The following is an 18,732-nucleotide window of genomic DNA, read 5'->3' as shown; positions in this document are numbered from 1 at the left end:
TTTTCTATTCTCTGATTGTTATATTACTTACATATCTGTTTGACATCATTGCAGTTAAGGTCAGTGAAATATCACTTAAGGACAGCTTTTTATTTTTGTTCAACAATTCATTTTTACTTTAATTAGGCATAAAAAAAGCGCCCCAGAGGGACGCTTTTTTCACAATTCAGTGATTAAGCAGTAACGCGAGATACTACACCAGCACCAACTGTACGACCACCTTCACGGATCGCAAAACGCAGACCTGCGTCCATTGCGATTGGGTGGATCAGTTCTACTGACATTTCAACGTTGTCACCTGGCATTACCATTTCAACGCCTTCTTTCAACTGGATCGCACCAGTTACGTCAGTTGTACGGAAGTAGAACTGTGGACGGTAACCATTCAGGAATGGAGTGTGACGACCACCTTCGTCTTTAGACAGTACGTATACTTCTGCATCGAATTTAGTATGCGGTTTGATTGTACCTGGTTTAGCAAGTACTTGACCACGTTGTACTTCTTCACGTTTAGTACCACGAAGCAAGATACCACAGTTCTCACCAGCACGGCCTTCGTCAAGAAGTTTACGGAACATTTCAACGCCAGTAACAGTTGTTTTCGCTGTATCTTTGATACCAACGATTTCAACTTCTTCACCAACACGGATTACACCAGTTTCTACACGGCCAGTTACTACTGTACCACGACCAGAAATTGAGAATACGTCTTCGATTGGCATCAAGAATGGTTGGTCGATTGCACGTTCTGGCTCTGGGATGTAAGAGTCAAGCGCTTCAACAAGAGCAACTACTGAGTCTTCACCATATTGACCAGCTTCACCGTTCAGTGCAGCAAGAGCTGAACCACGGATTACTGGAGTGTCGTCACCTGGGAAGTCGTAAGTAGAAAGAAGTTCACGAACTTCCATTTCAACCAGCTCAAGAAGCTCTTCGTCGTCTACAAGGTCACATTTGTTCAGGTAAACAACGATGTAAGGTACACCTACCTGACGAGAAAGCAGGATGTGTTCACGAGTTTGTGGCATTGGACCGTCAGTCGCAGCACATACAAGGATCGCACCGTCCATCTGAGCAGCACCAGTGATCATGTTTTTAACATAATCGGCGTGTCCTGGGCAGTCTACGTGAGCGTAGTGACGAGTTGGAGAGTCGTATTCTACGTGAGAAGTGTTAATTGTAATACCACGTGCTTTTTCTTCTGGTGCAGAGTCGATTGCAGCGTAGTCTTTCGCTTCACCACCGAATTTTTTAGCACATACAGTTGCAATCGCAGCTGTTAAAGTTGTTTTACCATGGTCAACGTGACCGATTGTGCCCACGTTAACGTGTGGCTTATTACGTTCGAACTTAGCCTTAGCCATGAGATCTTCCTTTTTGAACTACTCATGCAGGATCACTGCATGAGCACTTGGTTTTAACTATGAATTAGTTGGGCTTATAGTAATCGAAAGATTACTCGTCGTCACCTTTTTTACCGCCAGACTGGAATTTAGCGATGATGCCTTCAGCCACGTTACGTGGAGTTTCAGCATATTTAGCAAATTCCATAGAGTAAGTCGCACGACCTTGAGACATAGAACGCATTTGAGTCGCGTAACCAAACATCTCAGCAAGTGGAACTTCAGCACGGATCGCTTTAGTACCGCCAGGCAAGTCGTCCATACCCTGAACCATACCACGACGACGGTTCAAGTCACCCATGATATCGCCCATGTAGTCTTCTGGAGTTTCTACTTCAACTTTCATGATAGGTTCAAGAAGAACAGGATCTGCTTTCATGAAACCGTCACGGAAGGCATAAGAACCTGCCATTTTGAACGACAATTCGTCAGAGTCGACGTCATGGTAAGAACCGTCAAACAGTGTAGCTTTAACGCCAACGACTGGGTAGCCAGCCAATACACCATTCTTCATACGTTCTTGAATACCTTTATCAACCGCACCGAAGAATTCTTTAGGTACTACACCACCAACAACTTCTTCAGCGAATTCGTATTCTTTACCAGATTCAGGATCAAGCGGTTCTAAACGTACGTATACGTGACCGAATTTACCTTTACCACCTGTTTGACGAACGAATTTACCTTCTTGTTCAACAGTCTTTTTGATTGTTTCACGGTAAGCAACCATTGGTTTACCAATGTTCGCTTCAACGTTGAACTCACGTTTCATACGGTCAACAATAATGTCAAGGTGAAGCTCACCCATACCAGAAATAATTGTTTGACCAGATTCTTCGTCAGTACGTACGCGGAATGAAGGGTCTTCTTTCGCTAAGCGGCCAAGAGCAATAGACATTTTTTCTTGGTCAGCTTTAGTTTTAGGTTCAACCGCAAGCGCAATTACTGGCTCTGGGAATTCCATACGTTCAAGCGTAATGATCGCTTTTTCGTCACACAGTGTATCACCAGTAGTTACGTCTTTAAGACCTACACACGCAGCGATATCACCCGCACGGATTTCTTCAACGTCTTGACGTTCGTTCGCGTGCATTTGCACGATACGGCCGATACGTTCACGTTTAGATTTCACAGGGTTGTAAACTGAGTCACCTTGGTGAAGAACACCAGAGTAAACACGTATGAATGTCAAGTTACCTACGAACTTGTCGTTCATGATTTTGAACGCTAACGCAGAGAACGGAGCATCGTCTGAAGATTCACGAGAAGCTTCAGTTTCAGCTTTGTCGTCAAGGATACCTTTGATCGCTTCAACGTCATCTGGAGCTGGCAGGAATTCAATTACTGCGTCCAACATACGTTGAACACCTTTGTTCTTGAACGCTGAACCACAAAGCATTGGCTGGATTTCACAAGCCAGAGTTTGGGCACGGATACCCGCGATGATGTCTTCTTTAGAAAGATCACCTTCTTCCAGGTATTTGTCCATTAACTCTTCAGATGCTTCAGCAGCCGCTTCAACCAGGTTAGTACGCCATTCGTTAGCAGTATCAACTAGATCAGCAGGGATGTCACCGTAAGTGAATTCCATACCTTGAGAAGCTTCGTCCCAGATGATTGACTTCATTTCGATCAAGTCAATAACACCAGAGAAAGTATCTTCAGCACCCACTGGAATCACAACTGGTACAGGGTGTGCACCAAGACGTGTTTTCATTTGTTCAACAACACGGAAGAAGTTGGCACCAGTACGGTCCATCTTGTTCACGAATGCCAAACGAGGCACTTTATATTTGTTAGCCTGACGCCATACAGTTTCAGACTGAGGTTGTACACCACCTACAGCACAGTAAACCATGCACGCACCGTCAAGAACACGCATAGAACGTTCAACTTCTACTGTGAAGTCTACGTGTCCCGGAGTGTCAATTACGTTGATGCGGTGTTCAGGGAACTGTTTAGACATACCTGACCAGAAACAAGTAGTCGCAGCAGAGGTAATTGTAATACCACGTTCCTGCTCTTGTTCCATCCAGTCCATAGTTGCTGCACCGTCGTGTACTTCACCGATTTTGTGAGATACACCTGTGTAGAACAGGATACGTTCAGATGTCGTTGTTTTACCAGCATCGATATGCGCAGAGATACCAATGTTACGGTAACGAGAAATTGGGGTTTTACGAGCCATGATTTCTAGCATTCCTAAATTTTGTTGTTTAAAACAGGACGCTTTAAGCTGACAAGCAGCTTAAAGCGTTTCGATGACTGATCAGCAACAACTGACTCATCACCCTCCTGAATAGGGGCTGTTTTAACCGCTTAGAAACGGTAGTGAGAGAAGGCTTTGTTGGCTTCAGCCATACGGTGCACATCTTCACGTTTTTTGACCGCTGCGCCTTTACCTTCAGCTGCATCAAGCAACTCGCCAGCAAGACGTAAAGCCATAGTTTTTTCAGAACGCTTAGCAGCAGCTTCTACTAACCAACGCATAGCTAGGGCAGTACGACGGGATGGGCGCACTTCCATAGGTACTTGGTATGTAGCACCACCAACACGGCGTGCTTTTACTTCGACCATAGGACGAACTTTTTCAAGCGTAGCTTCAAAAAATTCAACTGGATCTACTTTAGATTTTTCTTGAACGCGGTCTAAAGCACCGTAAACGATACTTTCAGCAATAGATTTTTTACCATCTTGCATTACGTGGTTCATGAATTTAGCGATTGTTTGGCTGCTGAACTTAGGATCCGGAAGGATTTCACGAGCAGCGACTACGCGACGTCTTGGCATTTTAAAACTACCTATAAATATGACACTTCAGGTTAATCCAGCAGTAGCACAAAGTGTCATGTGCATTCGCTGGCCTTACTACACGTCGCTTGAATTTCACAAAATTAAATGCAGAAATCAGACAAGCGAGACGATAAAGGATTGCAGTTCTAGCGAACTAAGAGCTTAATCTCGAAAGATTATTTCTTAGGACGTTTAGCACCGTATTTAGAACGTGCTTGGTTACGGTCTTTCACCCCAGCACAGTCTAAAGAACCACGAACGGTATGGTAACGTACACCTGGTAAGTCTTTAACACGACCACCACGGATCAGCACAACACTGTGCTCTTGCAGGTTGTGGCCTTCACCACCGATGTAGCTAGAAACTTCGAAACCTGAAGTTAAGCGTACACGGCAAACTTTACGCATTGCTGAGTTAGGTTTTTTAGGTGTAGTTGTGTAAACACGTGTACAAACACCACGACGTTGTGGACAAGCCTTCAACGCAGGAACTTTAGATTTTTCAACTAAAGTCGTACGACCCTTACGGATCAACTGATTTGTTGTTGCCATTTGGCAATTCTCCCGTTAATAAAAAGCCCCAAAAACTACTACTTTTTGAGGGCATGCAATTGTAAGTCAAGATGCAAAATTGGTCAATATGATCAGCTGACGCAAATCCCCATCCTTTGTTACTTACAATTGCCTAGAACTTTCATATTTTTACTGTTTTATTCAGGCTGATCCGTACCTTTTGTAACATCTTTGGTTTTGGCTTTCGCAGCAGCTTTTTTAGGCTTTTGCGAAGCAGTTTCTACCGCTTCAGTTTGTGCTTCAAATGACGTATTTTTCGGAGCAGCTGAAGTAACCTCCGCTTCATCAGTCACATCTCCTTTTAATTCAGCTTCTGCCAAAGTATCTTCGATATCCTCCGGCGCAGGCTCACTTAATGCTGGTTGTTGAACATGCTTTTCTGCAGTCGGTGTGACCAGCTTGTCAGCCAAAGTACTCAGCTTTTCACTGACCTCTTCGTCTTTTTCTTCCTCATCAACTTTCTTGTCGGTCTTTTTCACAATTTTCACTTGGGTGATCTTGTCATTGCCTTCGATCGGAATTTCTTTTTCCAGAATTGGCTCTTCACCCACATGACTATCAACCTTAGCGATATTTTCCAGCAGTTTAGGTGCAGCCTGTTTTAGCAACTCTTTGGATTTTTCATAAGCTTCTAATACAGATGCTGTACTTCCTTTATGCTGCAACAGATATTGACGAGCATTAGAGAACACATCTTGGGCTTTCTGATTAACATCATCTACGAAACGGCGACTATAGACAGCCCCCACCCCTGCTCCAGCCAATGGAGCCAGTTTGCTCAGTTGATCCAGCAAAGACACTTTCGGCACATGATTCATCCATTCCCATTTTGGCTGGCCATCGGCATTGTTCATAAACTTGCGCAGCAGCTCGGTATCATTGCTTGACCCCAGCATCATTTGTAGCTGAGAAATGTCATGTGTTTTTAAAGTCGACGTAAATGCTTTTAATGCCATTAATATCGTTTGCTTTTCTGCAATCAGGCTCAGATCAATCTGGCGGAAGATATGCTGCACGATGTCCTGATCTTCCTGCTTGGTCAGATCAAAACCATAAGAACGGCCGACTTGATAAATGGTACGTAATGCCAAAACTAAAGACGCAGGAATATCAATTGCTGTTCCGATGACACCCGTAGCACCTGACAGCGCTCCCTGTACTGCCGCAATCCATTTATTCTGTTCACCGAATGCCTGGGAAATGCGTTTAGAACGTTCCACATCCTGAGTCAGTTCTTCTAGATCACGTACCCCTGCTTCTTCTAGAACAGCATCTACGGAACTAATATCATTAGTGAACTGATTTAAATGCTCAAAGAAATAGTCAGAAATTCGTGTTCCTAACTTTGGAGAAACGAAATGGGCAACATTATTGACTGTATTAAAATGACGTCCAAAAATCTGACGCGAGATATTCGGTAAATGTTCACGCAACATGTCTTGCGGATCATCGTATTTTTTTGATTCAAATGGGCTCTTGCTGCGTGCTGCACCTTCAATCACCCTATCGACGTTAAAAGACTGCGTCACCTTGGAAACAGAATCCGGCGCAACATGGTTGAGCAACTCTAATCCGGTTGTACTGAACTTTTTCGCCACTCCAAAAGCACCAGAGATGAAGCCATTTGATTGTTTATTATTGGTATTTGCCATTCCTTACCTCAGCATGCACGTGCTTGTATTTTGTATAAAATACTAGGTGCTGCCGGCATTTATCTCAACCTTATTGTGTTTCATTTAGTAATTCATCTGTTGATGATTCACATTCGTTCTGTGCAGCTTACTCGGCATAACATTTGCCATAAGATTTCAAAATTCTTTCTGTTATGATGTTGGTCATTGTGAACATTGGGTCAGCCTCATATTTATCATGGTATCAAAATGGTAGATATCTCCCCTGACCATAGACATGAACTATAAGGATCTGTAGATGAAACGTGTTGTCATCACTGGTATGGGTATCAACTCATGCATCGGAAATACATTGGAAGATGTAACTCATTCTTTACAAAACGGGATTTCAGGCACACGTTTAAATCCAGTCTATGCTGAGATGAACTTTAAGAGTCATGTCAGCGCCGCTGCTGAACAAGATTTTGACAATATCGACCGTCGCCTGAAACGCTTTATGGGCGTATGTGCAATGTATGCCTATAACTCAGCGATCGCTGCAGTTGAACATGCAGGCCTGAAACCTGAAGATCTGGCAGGTAATCCACGTTACGGTATTACTGGTGGTTCAGGTGGTAACTCAACTGCTTCTGTTGCAGAAATGATCAAACTACTGGAAGAAAAAGGCGCGCGTAAAATCGGCCCATTCTTCGTGCCACGTAATATGTCAAACACGATTACCGCCAACGTCGGCGTAGCACTGAAACTACAAGGGATCGCGCATTCGATTACTAGCGCTTGTGCAACATCTGCTGATGCCATTGGTTATGCCTACAACCTGATCCAATTGGGTAAACAGGACCTGATGCTGGCTGGCGGTGGTGAAGAAGATCACTGGTCGCAAAGTCTGCTGTTTGATGCGATGGGTGCACTATGTTCTAAATTCAACGACACCCCAGAATCTGCATCTCGCCCATACTCTGCGGATCGTGATGGTTTCGTGATTGCTGGCGGTGGTGGTTTCGTGGTACTGGAATCACTGGAACACGCACAAGCACGTGGTGCTAACATTCTGGCTGAAATCGTGGCTTATGCAGCGAACTCTGACGGCGCTGACATGGTTGCGCCAAGTGGTGAAGGTGCAACACGCTGTATCCTGATGGCACTGGACGAAGCTAAACAGCACGGTGTTGAATCGATTGATTATGTGAATACTCATGGGACTTCTACTCCTGCTGGTGACGTTACCGAACTAAAAGCGATGGAACGTGCTTTTGGTGAAGGCAAAGTACCTCCACTGAGCTCAACCAAGTCTATGACTGGTCACAGCCTAGGTGCTGCCGGTGTTCAGGAAGCGATCTACTCGATTCTGATGATGCATAATGACTTTATTGCACCAAACATCAACGTGACTGAGCTGGACGAAGGTGCAAAACCATTTGATATCGTGCTTGAAAAACGTGACGCAAAATTGAATACTGTGATGAGTAACAGTTTCGGTTTTGGCGGCGTAAATGCTTGTCTCGTTTTCAAAAAATGGGAAGGCTAAGCCGCCCATTTTAGGGTGACTTGATGGATGCTCCTTCTGATGCTTTCCTTTGGGTAAAAGCATTACATATTATTGCCGTGGTCTGCTGGTTTGCTGCGTTGTTTTACCTGCCACGGCTGTATGTTTACCATGCCATGAGTGAAGATACGGTCAGTCATGAACGCTTCCAGGTCATGGAACGCAAGCTGTATCGCGGTATCATGTGGCCAGCAATGGTCGCAACACTGATTACAGCACACTTTCTAGTGGATTGGGGTGATGCAACGCGTCACTATCATGAAGCCTTATGGTTCTACCTGAAAGTCGGTCTGGTCGGTTTATTAGTGATTTATCACTTGGTATGCGGTTATTACCGCAAAAAGCTGATTGAGAATGCGCATTACAAGTCACACAAGTTCTGGCGCTTCTTTAATGAAATGCCAACTTTAATTTTGTTTGCTGTGGTGATTCTGGTAGTGGTGAAACCTACCTTCTAATTCAGATAGCAAAAATAAAAAAATCCCCGACTGATTGGGGATTTTTTTATATTTACCGCTTAAACTTCAATCTGCAACCTAGCAACTCTTGGCAAGCACAGTACAAGATAGCTTGCTAACAAAACAAGCAAATACAATTGGCTAATGATCCAGCTGTTCAAGGTGATCCATTCTGAGAGCAAATTACCTCACCTAAAAAAGAATAAGACTCGCATTCTCGACCTCGACTATCAACTAAAGCTAGAATAGTTTTGTAGAAGAAGACATTTAAGAACCAAAACTAATAATTTAAAAATGGCACTCGCCATCGTTTACTTGATGATTTATCCCTTTAGCCGTAAAACCTCGCCCTTCAGGGCGGGGATATAAGGCTGCAATCCGCTAGTCCCCCTTGTGGGGATTAGCTAGGATTGCTAATGCGGTGTTTGCTGTTGTTGGATATATTGTTTAATAATCCCAATGGGAGCACCTCCACACGATGCAGCGAAATAACTAGGCGACCACAAAGCATTCCCCCATAATTTGTTTTTAATTTCAGGGTGTTTAGTTCTTAAAATACGACTAGATGCACCTTTTAGGCTGTTAACCAAGCTAGAAATAGCTACTTTTGGTGGATAGTTCACAAGTAAATGAACATGATCATGCTCACCATCAAATTCTACCAACTTAGCTTCAAAGTCTAAGCAAATGCGCTTGAATACTTCATTCATAGTTTCGAGCATAGCTTTGGTAAAAACATCTCTACGATATTTAGCCACAAAGACTAAATGAACGTGCATATTAAAAACACAGTGACGACCTGTTCTAATCTCTTGACTATTATCCATAGACCAAATATATTTTAGTGATGAAGACACTTAAATTACGCATAAAAGACAAACATTGCAAGGTGCTAGACCAATTGGCATCTGAAGTTAATTTTGTCTGGAACTATGTCAATGATTTGTGTTTTAAACACTTGCAAAGAAAACAACAATTCTTTTCAGCTTACGATATTGCTAAATACACGAAAGGTACATCAAAAGAGTGCAATTTGCACAGCCAAACCATACAGGCAGTTGCGGAAGAATTAGTTACTCGAAGAAAGCAATTTAAAAAAGCCAAGCTAAAATGGCGTGTCAGTAACAAAAAAATGCTAGACGTTCTCTCGGTTGGATTCCATTTAAAAAAGTGGCGGTGAAATATGCCGATGGGTATGTCCAATACGGCAAGCATCAATTCAAGCTATGGGACAGTTACGGACTAAGTAAATACAATGTTAAAACAGGCTCGTTTGTCGAGGATAGCCGAGGGCGTTGGTATGTATGTCTTGTGGTTGATTCAATTAAAACAGAGAAAACCACCGCTAAAACCTCAATTGGCATTGATCTAGGACTCAAAGACCTTGCGACTTGCTCAGATGGTGTAAAGTTCAAAGCGCCTAAAATCTATCGTCAATATGAACAAAAACTTGGTATTGCTCAAAGAGCAAGAAATAAAAAACGTGTCAAAGCGATTCATGCCAAGATCAAAAATCTACGTCAAAATATGCTGCATCAATTCAGTCATAAACTGGTGAATGAACATGCAGCCATCTTCGTTGGTAATGTGAATGCCAAAGCATTGGCACAGACAAAATTAGCTAAGTCTGTACTCGATGCAGGTTGGACGACCTTAAGAACCATGCTCAAGTATAAATGCGAGAACGCAGGGGTATGGTATGAAGAAGTCAATGAAGCCTATACCACCCAAACTTGCTCGTGCTGCGGCTCACGCTCCAGTAGTCTGAAAGGTAGAGCAGGACTTGGAATAAGAGAATGGCAGTGTGTGGAGTGCGGTACATTCCACGATAGAGATATAAACTCAGCACTGAATATTCTTGCGCTCGGACATGGGCGTCTCGCAGGAGGAATCTCCGTCCTTTAGGTCGGAGAGGATGTCAATAAAAGATCTTGTTGATATTTTTAAAAAAGTTATTCAGAAATAAATAAGTAAGCGTCCGCTGAATCCCATACCAATTTTTAATTCGATTTAGGTTTCCAGCAGTGTGGCAGTAACTCTTCAATCTGGGTCACTTTATGTGTCGGCAGCCTTTTCAGCACATCACTTAAATAGGCATACGGATCCAAGCCATTCAGCTTTGCTGACTGGATTAACGTCATGATATTTGCCGCTCGCTGTCCACTGCGCAGCGAGCCAGCAAACAGCCAGTTCTTGCGCCCTAAGGCCCAAGGTCGCATTTGATTCTCTACCCAATTATTGCAAATCGGTAGATTGCCATCATCCAAATAGCGGCTTAAGGCTGGCCAACGCTTCAGAGTGTAATTGATCGCCTTGGCGGTGGGAGAACTCGATGGCACCGTCAGATGATGTTGGTTGAGCCATCCATATAGTTGTTGCATCACTGGTTGACTATGCTGTTGTCGGTATTCGCGGCGGTCTTCCGCTGTACCATCGGTCTTTTTCCTGAGCTCTGCTTCTATCGCATACAGTTTCTGAATCAGCACTAATGCCTGTTCAGCGACCTGACTTTTCCCAGTTACATGCAGTTCATGGAATTTACGACGTGCATGGGCCATGCAGCCCACCTCAATGACCTGGCCTGATTTAAAGCGTGCTTTATAACCACTGTAATCATCACAGGCTAGATAACCCTGCCAGCCTTTCAAGAACTCTGCAGCATGCTGGCCTGAACGACTATCCTGAAAGTCATAGATCACCGCCTGAACTGGATTGTACTGTGTAGTGGCATAGGCCCAGACATAACCTTTCTTCGGTTTTTTATCATTCTCACCCATCCGCATGATGGTGACCGGTGTTTCATCTGCATGCAGCACCTGCTGTTGTAGTACCACCTCTTTTAAGGCATTGGCCAGAGGTTCCAGTTCTACACCGCAGCGACCTATCCAGTCAGATAACGTTGATCTAGAAAGCTCGATTCCCGCCCGCTGATAGATCAGACGTTGACGGTACAGCGGTAAATGATCGGCATACTTCGATACCAGCACATGGCTGAGCAGTTCAGGTGAAGCAATGCCTTTATCAATCACATAGGCGGGCATCGCTTGCTGAGTCAGGGTGTCACACTGATCACAGACCCATTTACCACGCACATGCTGTTCCTTATAGAACTGTGCCGGTCTGAAATGCAGTTTTTCACTGACATCTTCGCCGATACGACGTAACTGGCAGCCACAAGCGCATTGGGTTGATGCAGGTTCATGCTCAATACGGATGGTGTGTAGATGATCTGGCAGTGGTCGACGTTTAGGTTTATTGGTTTTGGCTTTCTGTGTCGCTGCATCGGTTTTGTCTGCATTTAGCCGTTCCAGTTCTAGATCAACCGCGGCAATATCTTCTTCAACCGCTTCGTCCCACAGGTGGATTTGTTTGGTCGTTAAGTGTTCATTCTTCTGGGTGAACTTATGCCGTTTAAACAGCGCCAGTTCATGCTCGTATTTTTGAGTGAGAATAGAAAGATGTTGAACTTTGGCATCCAATTGCTGGTTTGATTTTTCTAATTCTTGATTTGATTGTGCCAGAGACTGATGCTGCAGCGCCAACTGCCTGGTGAATTCCAGCAGTTGTTCATGGGTCAGTTGGCTTAAGTCAGACAGCGTATTCATGACCGCAGTATGCCTGAGGTCATGAGAAGAATGAAATAGAACGTTTGGAGAATAGCAGAATGGACCAACCTAGTTTAGAGCATCGTCACCACCTGCTGTCGTCCAATGCGCTGCCAAGGTAAACCCTGGATCAGTGCCTGTAACTGTTCCGGACTGATCGCCATGCTTTCACCCTGGTGAACCTGCGCCCAGTGGAATTTTCCCTGTTCCAGCCGCCGGGCACACAGCCAGATGCCCAGTCCATCATGTACCAGCACTTTCATGCGATGGCCACGTTTATTACAGAACAGGTAAGCACAATGCGGTTTGATGTAGCCAAAGGCTCTCACCACCTGAGCCATGGTCGTATCCATACCTGCACGCATGTCCATGGGCTGAGTAGACAACCAGATTTCATCAATGCGGATCATGTTGCAAGTGCCTTGAGTAATTCTGCCAAGGCAGGTATTTCTGATGTCTGCCATTTTAGCTGAATATCATTATTCGTATGAGGCACGGTGATACACAACGTGATCCTCTCATCAATAGGTTGGCTGATTGCAGCAGTGTAAGGCAAAGCAATAAATGCTGGATTCACATGAGTAGGATCCTGTACGGCACCCTCATGATGGCTGAAGATCCTGATCCAACGACTGACAAGGTTGGCATTAATACTATGTTGCAGTGCGACCGAAGCGATCGAGGTATTAGGATTTTTACAGGCATTGACAATACTGAGTTTGAATTCTTTGCTGTATTTTCTGCGTTTTTAGCAACAGGAGGTGTTGCTGAATATATATCCATGTTCATGGATTAAGTCCCCACTTGTTTTTAGGTGGGAACTAAATTAAGGCTTATAGGATCGCTTGGTAAGGCTGTGTTAGCCGGATGCTTACATAAATAACAGAGACACCCTTCACATTGATGTGGAAGCTTAATACCTTATTTTCTCCTAGCAACAACAAAGCACCCCAAAGGAGCCTTGCTGTGAACTGTTCATCTAGAAGGTTTTTTTAAAAATTCAGAATCAGAAATTATTAATTTGGAATACGCAGTACCTGCCCCGGGAAAATATCATCGGCATTTTTTAATAATGGGCGATTGGCCTGAAAGATTTTATTGTACTGGTTGGCATCCCCATAAAATTCTTTAGAAATTTTAGACAGCGTATCGCCAGATTTCACCGTATAAAATTTGCTTTCTGGTTCAGGATTCGCCACAGTCAGTTGGTCATCAACTTTGGCGACATGATCAATATTACCAACAGCAAGAATGATTTTTTCACGGTCGGCTTGGCTTTGTACCTGCCCTTTCACGGTTGCCAGATCAGTGCTGCCATTATAGGTGACCGATAGACCTGAAATCGGCAAACCTAGCGATTTGATATGACCCAATAACTGATCAGCAATTTGCTGAGCAGATGGTTCTGCAGGCTTCGCTGTGGGCGTTTGTTGTGCCGCGGGTGCTTGCTGCTGTGGCTCTGCAGGTGCGGTGTTTTTCTTGCCAATGCCTTTTACAAAATCAAAAATACCCATGGAAGGCTCCTTATTATTCTCTGGTTTTTCTCTCCCTATTGTTTATAGCGGAATTCATCTACCCCAAAGTTCATCATTGGTAAGCTTCCTGTTAAGGAATGTAAGCTTTCACAACTGCAAAAAATTCAGACACAAAAAAACCACCTTGCGGTGGTTCTTAAGTTCAGCAAAGCTGAAAATCTAGCGATTAACCCAGTTTTTTAGTCACGTAGTCAATTGCAGATTGTACAGTTGTAATTTCGTTAGAATCTTCATCTGGGATAGTGATGTCGAAATCGTTTTCGAAAGACATTACCAATTCAACCAGGTCAAGAGAGTCAGCACCTAAGTCATCCATGAAAGATGCTTCGTTTTTAATCTCTTCGACTTTGATACCAAGTTGTTCTGCAACCGCTTGTTTAACGCGTTGTTCGATATCGCTCACAGGAATTCTCCTCATTGCTTGTGGCGTTTTTAATGCCGTTAGTTTAATTGAATCTATAAAATTTGGAAAGTTTATACTTGAGCCCCTTAGCTCATGTATAAACCACCATTCACATGAATTACAGTACCTGTAATGTAACTTGCCTTATCCGAAGCCAAGAAACTTACGGCATTTGCGATATCCTGTGGCTCGCCGAGACGATTCAGTGCCACTTGATCACTCATTTTTTTACGAATTTCTTCGCTCAACTGTTCGGTCATTTCTGTCGCAATAAAGCCAGGTGCCACAGAGTTTACAGTGATCTGACGGCTACCCATCTCTTTTGCCAGGCTGCGGCTGAATGCTTCGATCCCTGCTTTTGCAGCAGAGTAGTTCGCCTGACCTGGGTTTGCAAAATGCGCCACCACAGAACTGATATTAATGATGCGGCCGAAACGCGCTTTGGTCATGCCTTTCAGCACACGTTTAGACAAACGGTAAACTGCTTTCAGATGGATGTTCAGGATATCGTCCCAGTCATCTTCTGACATACGCAGTAACAGGTTGTCTTTGGTAATACCGGCATTGTTTACCAATACCAAGACTGGGCCATAGTTCTGCTCAATATCAGTTACCAGTGCATCAATGGCTGCGCCGTCACGCACGTCCAGTACTTTGCCCGCACCATTTTCACCAAAGCCAGCTGAGATTTTTTCAGCACCTGCTTCAGAAGTGGCAGTCCCTACCACAAAAAAACCGTCCTGTATCAGTTGTTGTGCAATTGCAGCACCAATGCCGCGGCTTGCACCTGTCACCAAGGCAACTTTACGTTCCTGTGTCATGCAATTTTCCCTTCTGCCACCAATACGGTGTTGAGTGCATCTTCCAGACGGGATTTGGTATCCAGCGGAAGTGCTTTTTCGATGTTTGGTAAACGTTTTGCCATGTTGGCAAGCACATTACCCGGACCGCATTCCACGATATACGCAATGCCTTCGTCTTGAAGGAACTGCAAGGTTTTGGTCCACTGTACAGATTCATAGAGCTGTGCAGTCAAATTTTGACGAAGCTCATTCACATCTGACGCAATTTCTGCGCCCACATTTTGTATTACAGGAATACGTGGCAGCTCAATGGCAGTTTGTTCCAAAGCCTGAGCAAACTGCTCAGCGGCAGGTTTCATCAGTGAACAGTGTGATGGAACAGAAACTGGTAGTGCGATGGCTTTGCCGCCATTCTCTTTTGCCAACGCCATCACAGCTTCAACGCGTTCTTTATTCCCTGCAACAACTACCTGACCTTGAGCATTGTAGTTTGCGGCTTCAACAGAGCCTTCACCTGCTGCAGTCGCCTGAGCACACAGCTCAACCACTTTTGCGTCATCCAGACCAAGGATTGCAGCCATTGCACCGACGCCTTCTGGTACAGCAGTTTGCATCAGCTTACCGCGCAAGTTAACAAGCTTCACAGCATCACTCAAGCTTAAAGCACCAGCAGCCACCAATGCGCTGTATTCTCCTAAAGAGTGACCTGCCAGGTACTTCGGTGCCACACCGCCCAGCTCTAGCCATACACGCCATAATGCGATAGATGCCGTTAATAGTACCGGTTGAGTAAATTCAGTTTGGTTCAGCCCTTCACCACTCTGTGCAATCTGCCAAAGATCGAAGCCAACAGCCTCTGAAGCCTCAGCAAATGTGTCACGCACGCTACTAAACTGCTCTGCCAGTTCAGCGAGCATGCCCGCTTTCTGTGAACCCTGCCCCGGGAATACAAATGCAGTTTTGGTTGCCTGAGCTGCTTGCTCGAGTTGTTTAGCAGACATAATAAAATCCTTTCATTCAAGAGAAATTAATTTTCATCGTACTGATCAAAATTAACAGGTAATACCACCTAACTCATTGTGGAGCGCAATTTAACACGTAATTTTGACCACAGTAATTGCCAAATACAACAAAAACCGAGCTTTTAGTCTATTTTATAAAAACAGGAAATAAAAAAAGGGAGCTTAACGCTCCCATTTTTTCTATCAAGCTTAACGCTTAATACATCACCTATTATTCAGCAGATGCTTTAGCGAATAATTGACGACCACGGTAGATACCATCTTTAGATACGTGGTGACGACGATGAGTTTCACCAGTAGTTTGGTCTACAGTTAATGCATTCTCGGTTAAAGCGTCATGTGAACGGCGCATGTCACGGCGAGAGCGACTTTTACGGTTTTGCTGAACGGCCATGATGGCTCCTTACAAAGATCGAAAAAATGGATCAGAACAAATTCGATTGTCTTATACCTTGGAGTATAACACAAAAATTAGTTAAGTTTACCCTTCAACGCTGCCAAAACTTCAAACGGATTGTCCCGTTTTTCTTCGACAGCCTCTTCAGCGGCGGGTTGGTGCTTATGCTCACAAGCATCATGCTTAGGAGACAACGGCATCAACAATAACAATTCATCTTCTATCAGTGCGAGCAAATCAGCGGTCGCAGGTGCATCATATGAACCTTTCGTCGTTGCTTCGCTTTCACCTAAGACGATGAAATCAGCATCCTCATCCAAGCGCTCTATCAGTGATTCGTCATCCACAAGAGCCAGATGAAAATCTGAAACAAGATCAATCTCAACAGTTTCCAGACAACGCTGGCATTCCATTGGAACTGATGTTTCAACATGACCATCTAGCCACACAATGCGATGATAAGCATCCATTGATAGCTTACAGTCTATGTTGATCAATTGATCATCAATTGATCCAACAGCTTCACGAGCAATACGAACAAAGCGGGATAAAGGCAGTTGACCTGACCATTTAAAGCCCTGTTCAGCCCATTTAAACGGCTCAATCTGTGCCGGAAAGGTATTTGCTGACATAATTAAGGCGGCAATTCTACAAATTCATCAGAACTCTGTCAAAGATTAAGATACAATTTTGCACTTATTTAGACAGACCAATTGGGTAATTTCAGTCATGCATCTGTTGCAGCCGCAAACAGAAGTGAATGTTTCATCACTCGTTAGCACACTTTCAACTCAGGATTCTGACAACTCACTACAGCAAGTGCAACGCTTACCTTGGGCGAATTTATCGTCAGAAGCAGAACAGGTTGATTGGCTCATCTTACACTTTAATCATTGGTTTTCCCACCTAAATGTCACATTAGTCCGTGGTGATTTTGAACCAGAATATTTCCCGGCAACCCAAGATGCTCCTGCACGAATTCAGTTCGCACATGGCTTCTTTAATAGCGCCCTGCACGAGATTAGCCACTGGACCATTGCGGGTAGTGAACGCCGTAAACTGCCTGACCTGGGCTACTGGTATGCGCCAGATGGTCGTACCGCCGAACAGCAGGCTTTGTTTGAACAGGTTGAAGTCAAACCACAGGCGATTGAATGGATGTTTTCCAAAGCCTTTGGGCGTAAATTCCGCGTGTCTTTAGATAACCTGACGGGTGAAGGCGGTGATGGAGCAAGCTTTAAAGATAATGTCTATACGCAGGTGCAGCGTTATTTTAGCGGTGAAGCCAAGCTGCCCCGTGATGCGAAACGTTTCATTGATTGTATTTGTGCCTGCACCCGGAATGGCAAAAGTTTACAATCCGACGAATTTCTTCGTGAAATGCTTGATTAATTTACATAAAACTACTGTGAATGGGATTGCGTGCAGGGTTCAGGCAATCTCATAATAAGGTCAGCATAGGATCGGAGGCATAGCTTATGTTGCATTTACGCGTACACCCAGACAATCCCCAACCACGTCTGATTTCACAGGCGGTGGAACGTATCCGTGCTGGTGATGTGGTTGTCTATCCGACCGATGCCGCTTATGCGATTGGCTGCCAGATCGGGAACAAAAATGCCATGGAGCGCATTGCCCAGATCCGTAATCTTGGGCCTAAGCACCAATATGCCATTCTGTGCTGTGACTTGTCTGATATTGCGACTTATGCCAAGGTCGATAATGCCACCTACCGTTTGCTGAAAAATAACACTCCTGCAGTGACGACTTTTATTCTGCAAGCCACCAGTGAAGTACCACGCCGTTTAATGCATCCGAAAAAGAAAACCATTGGTTTGCGTATTCCAAGTAATCCGGTCTGCCAGATGCTATTACGTGAACTAGGTGAACCCTTACTAACCTCTACCCTGATTCTGCCTGACCAGACTGATCCACTAGATGATCCGTATGAGATTGAAATGCAGCTCGGCAAACGGATTGATGTGTTTATTGATAGCGGCTTAGGGACTTTAAATACTACTTCAATTGTGGATTTATCCGGTGAACAGCCTGAAGTGATTCGTCATGGTGTTGGGGACGTGAGTGCGTTTGAATAATTAAAGCTTCTTATAGTTTGGTTTCGGGAGAAAGTAAAATGAATCTGTTTTATCTCCTCCTGAACCTAAATGAGTTTCCTGACGATCATCTGATCTATGCTGAAATACCCTGGACACTAGAATCCAAGGCAATTTCTATCGAAAAGAATTCTAACTCTACCTTAAGCCTGAATATCGACAATATTGAGTATCACTATTTCCTCAATATTGCGCTGGCAAAAAAGTTGCTACAAATTTATTCCACCAATAATGTTTGTCTGGCAGAAACCTGCCAGAAAGTAATTGAATATGCATTACAGGAGCAAAATAAAATAGCTTTATCCCTTTAGCCGTAAAACCTCGCCCTTCAGGGCATAGGTATCTACACAATTTCCATGTTTTGCGTTAAATTGAAGAGCATGCTCTTCAATTTTAACATCTCTCGCTTAGATCAGCGCCTTGTCAAACGTTACAACAACCTCGTTCAAC

At 44.1% G+C, this 18,732-nt stretch carries 19 protein-coding genes and 2 pseudogenes; 6 read left to right on the top strand and 15 right to left on the bottom strand.

Features of this window, described 5'->3' with window-relative positions:
- Window positions 1–173: 173 nt before the first annotated feature.
- From tuf to ABEF84_RS03690, 5 genes are all read right to left on the bottom strand, one after another.
- Window positions 174–1,364 (bottom strand): elongation factor Tu, encoded by a 1,191-nt coding sequence (gene tuf, locus ABEF84_RS03710; protein ID WP_347453254.1) that lies wholly within the window; start codon window positions 1,362–1,364, stop codon window positions 174–176.
- A gap of 91 nt (window positions 1,365–1,455) precedes the next feature.
- Window positions 1,456–3,591, bottom strand: a complete 2,136-nt coding sequence (fusA, locus tag ABEF84_RS03705) for an elongation factor G (RefSeq protein ID WP_347454437.1) — start codon at window positions 3,589–3,591, stop codon at window positions 1,456–1,458.
- Window positions 3,592–3,722: 131 nt separating this feature from the next.
- Window positions 3,723–4,193, bottom strand: a complete 471-nt coding sequence (rpsG, locus tag ABEF84_RS03700; protein WP_034585285.1) for a 30S ribosomal protein S7 — start codon at window positions 4,191–4,193, stop codon at window positions 3,723–3,725.
- Between the two features lie 179 nt (window positions 4,194–4,372).
- Window positions 4,373–4,747: a 30S ribosomal protein S12 gene (gene rpsL, locus ABEF84_RS03695; RefSeq protein WP_019837219.1), complete on the bottom strand. Its 375-nt coding sequence runs from the start codon at window positions 4,745–4,747 to the stop codon at window positions 4,373–4,375.
- A gap of 158 nt (window positions 4,748–4,905) precedes the next feature.
- The gene (locus ABEF84_RS03690) at window positions 4,906–6,420 is read right to left on the bottom strand and encodes an EcsC family protein (RefSeq protein WP_034585290.1); all 1,515 of its coding nucleotides are present in this window, start codon (window positions 6,418–6,420) and stop codon (window positions 4,906–4,908) included.
- Window positions 6,421–6,697: 277 nt separating this feature from the next.
- Here ABEF84_RS03690 and ABEF84_RS03685 point away from each other — a divergent pair, with 277 nt between their 5' ends.
- A complete protein-coding gene (locus ABEF84_RS03685; RefSeq protein WP_034585293.1) occupies window positions 6,698–7,927 on the top strand; it encodes a beta-ketoacyl synthase N-terminal-like domain-containing protein in 1,230 nt (409 codons plus the stop codon).
- A 23-nt stretch (window positions 7,928–7,950) separates the two neighbouring features.
- Complete coding sequence (hemJ, locus tag ABEF84_RS03680; RefSeq protein WP_034585295.1) at window positions 7,951–8,403, top strand: protoporphyrinogen oxidase HemJ; 453 nt, start codon at window positions 7,951–7,953, stop codon at window positions 8,401–8,403.
- A 413-nt stretch (window positions 8,404–8,816) separates the two neighbouring features.
- Here the strand turns inward: hemJ and tnpA are convergent, their stop codons facing one another.
- A complete protein-coding gene (gene tnpA, locus ABEF84_RS03675) occupies window positions 8,817–9,230 on the bottom strand; it encodes an IS200/IS605 family transposase (protein WP_075167884.1) in 414 nt (137 codons plus the stop codon).
- Window positions 9,231–9,250: 20 nt separating this feature from the next.
- Here tnpA and ABEF84_RS03670 point away from each other — a divergent pair.
- Window positions 9,251–10,308, top strand: a pseudogene (locus tag ABEF84_RS03670) (RNA-guided endonuclease InsQ/TnpB family protein).
- Between the two features lie 95 nt (window positions 10,309–10,403).
- Here the strand turns inward: ABEF84_RS03670 and tnpC are convergent.
- The 9 genes and pseudogenes from tnpC to ABEF84_RS03625 form a co-directional block, all read right to left on the bottom strand.
- Window positions 10,404–12,008 (bottom strand): IS66 family transposase, encoded by a 1,605-nt coding sequence (gene tnpC / locus ABEF84_RS03665; RefSeq protein ID WP_347473765.1) that lies wholly within the window; start codon window positions 12,006–12,008, stop codon window positions 10,404–10,406.
- Between the two features lie 74 nt (window positions 12,009–12,082).
- Window positions 12,083–12,418, bottom strand: coding sequence for an IS66 family insertion sequence element accessory protein TnpB (gene tnpB / locus ABEF84_RS03660; RefSeq protein ID WP_160243458.1), 336 nt, complete (start codon window positions 12,416–12,418; stop codon window positions 12,083–12,085).
- Window positions 12,415–12,797, bottom strand: a pseudogene (locus ABEF84_RS03655) (transposase). The gene tnpB and the pseudogene ABEF84_RS03655 overlap by 4 nt, the downstream one beginning before the upstream one ends.
- A gap of 227 nt (window positions 12,798–13,024) precedes the next feature.
- On the bottom strand, window positions 13,025–13,522 hold the full coding sequence (gene lysM / locus ABEF84_RS03650; RefSeq protein WP_034584510.1) for a peptidoglycan-binding protein LysM: 498 nt from the start codon (window positions 13,520–13,522) through the stop codon (window positions 13,025–13,027).
- A 187-nt stretch (window positions 13,523–13,709) separates the two neighbouring features.
- Complete coding sequence (gene acpP / locus ABEF84_RS03645; RefSeq protein WP_004783299.1) at window positions 13,710–13,946, bottom strand: acyl carrier protein; 237 nt, start codon at window positions 13,944–13,946, stop codon at window positions 13,710–13,712.
- Window positions 13,947–14,032: 86 nt separating this feature from the next.
- On the bottom strand, window positions 14,033–14,767 hold the full coding sequence (gene fabG, locus ABEF84_RS03640; RefSeq protein ID WP_034584508.1) for a 3-oxoacyl-ACP reductase FabG: 735 nt from the start codon (window positions 14,765–14,767) through the stop codon (window positions 14,033–14,035).
- Window positions 14,764–15,750 carry an ACP S-malonyltransferase gene (gene fabD, locus ABEF84_RS03635; protein ID WP_034584506.1) on the bottom strand — a complete coding sequence of 329 codons (987 nt, stop codon included), beginning with the start codon at window positions 15,748–15,750 and terminating at the stop codon, window positions 14,764–14,766. Before fabD ends, fabG begins: the two co-directional genes overlap by 4 nt.
- A gap of 232 nt (window positions 15,751–15,982) precedes the next feature.
- Window positions 15,983–16,165, bottom strand: coding sequence for a 50S ribosomal protein L32 (gene rpmF, locus ABEF84_RS03630; protein ID WP_004783304.1), 183 nt, complete (start codon window positions 16,163–16,165; stop codon window positions 15,983–15,985).
- A gap of 77 nt (window positions 16,166–16,242) precedes the next feature.
- Window positions 16,243–16,800 (bottom strand): DUF177 domain-containing protein, encoded by a 558-nt coding sequence (locus tag ABEF84_RS03625; protein ID WP_034584504.1) that lies wholly within the window; start codon window positions 16,798–16,800, stop codon window positions 16,243–16,245.
- Between the two features lie 97 nt (window positions 16,801–16,897).
- Here ABEF84_RS03625 and ABEF84_RS03620 point away from each other — a divergent pair, with 97 nt between their 5' ends.
- From ABEF84_RS03620 to ABEF84_RS03610, 3 genes are all read left to right on the top strand, one after another.
- The gene (locus ABEF84_RS03620; RefSeq protein ID WP_034584502.1) at window positions 16,898–17,560 is read left to right on the top strand and encodes an elongation factor P hydroxylase; all 663 of its coding nucleotides are present in this window, start codon (window positions 16,898–16,900) and stop codon (window positions 17,558–17,560) included.
- Window positions 17,561–17,646: 86 nt separating this feature from the next.
- On the top strand, window positions 17,647–18,264 hold the full coding sequence (locus tag ABEF84_RS03615) for an L-threonylcarbamoyladenylate synthase (protein WP_034584499.1): 618 nt from the start codon (window positions 17,647–17,649) through the stop codon (window positions 18,262–18,264).
- A 38-nt stretch (window positions 18,265–18,302) separates the two neighbouring features.
- Entirely contained in the window at window positions 18,303–18,593 is a 291-nt protein-coding gene (locus ABEF84_RS03610; RefSeq protein WP_034584497.1) for a hypothetical protein, read from the top strand.
- The last annotated feature ends 139 nt before the right edge of the window (window positions 18,594–18,732 follow it).

It is taken from the genome of Acinetobacter sp. ANC 7912 (assembly GCF_039862785.1).
In the GTDB taxonomy this organism is placed as follows: Bacteria; Pseudomonadota; Gammaproteobacteria; order Pseudomonadales; family Moraxellaceae; genus Acinetobacter; species Acinetobacter thermotolerans.
The sequence above is the reverse complement of the archived record's forward strand: the minus strand, read 5'-3'. Positions and strand labels throughout refer to the sequence as shown.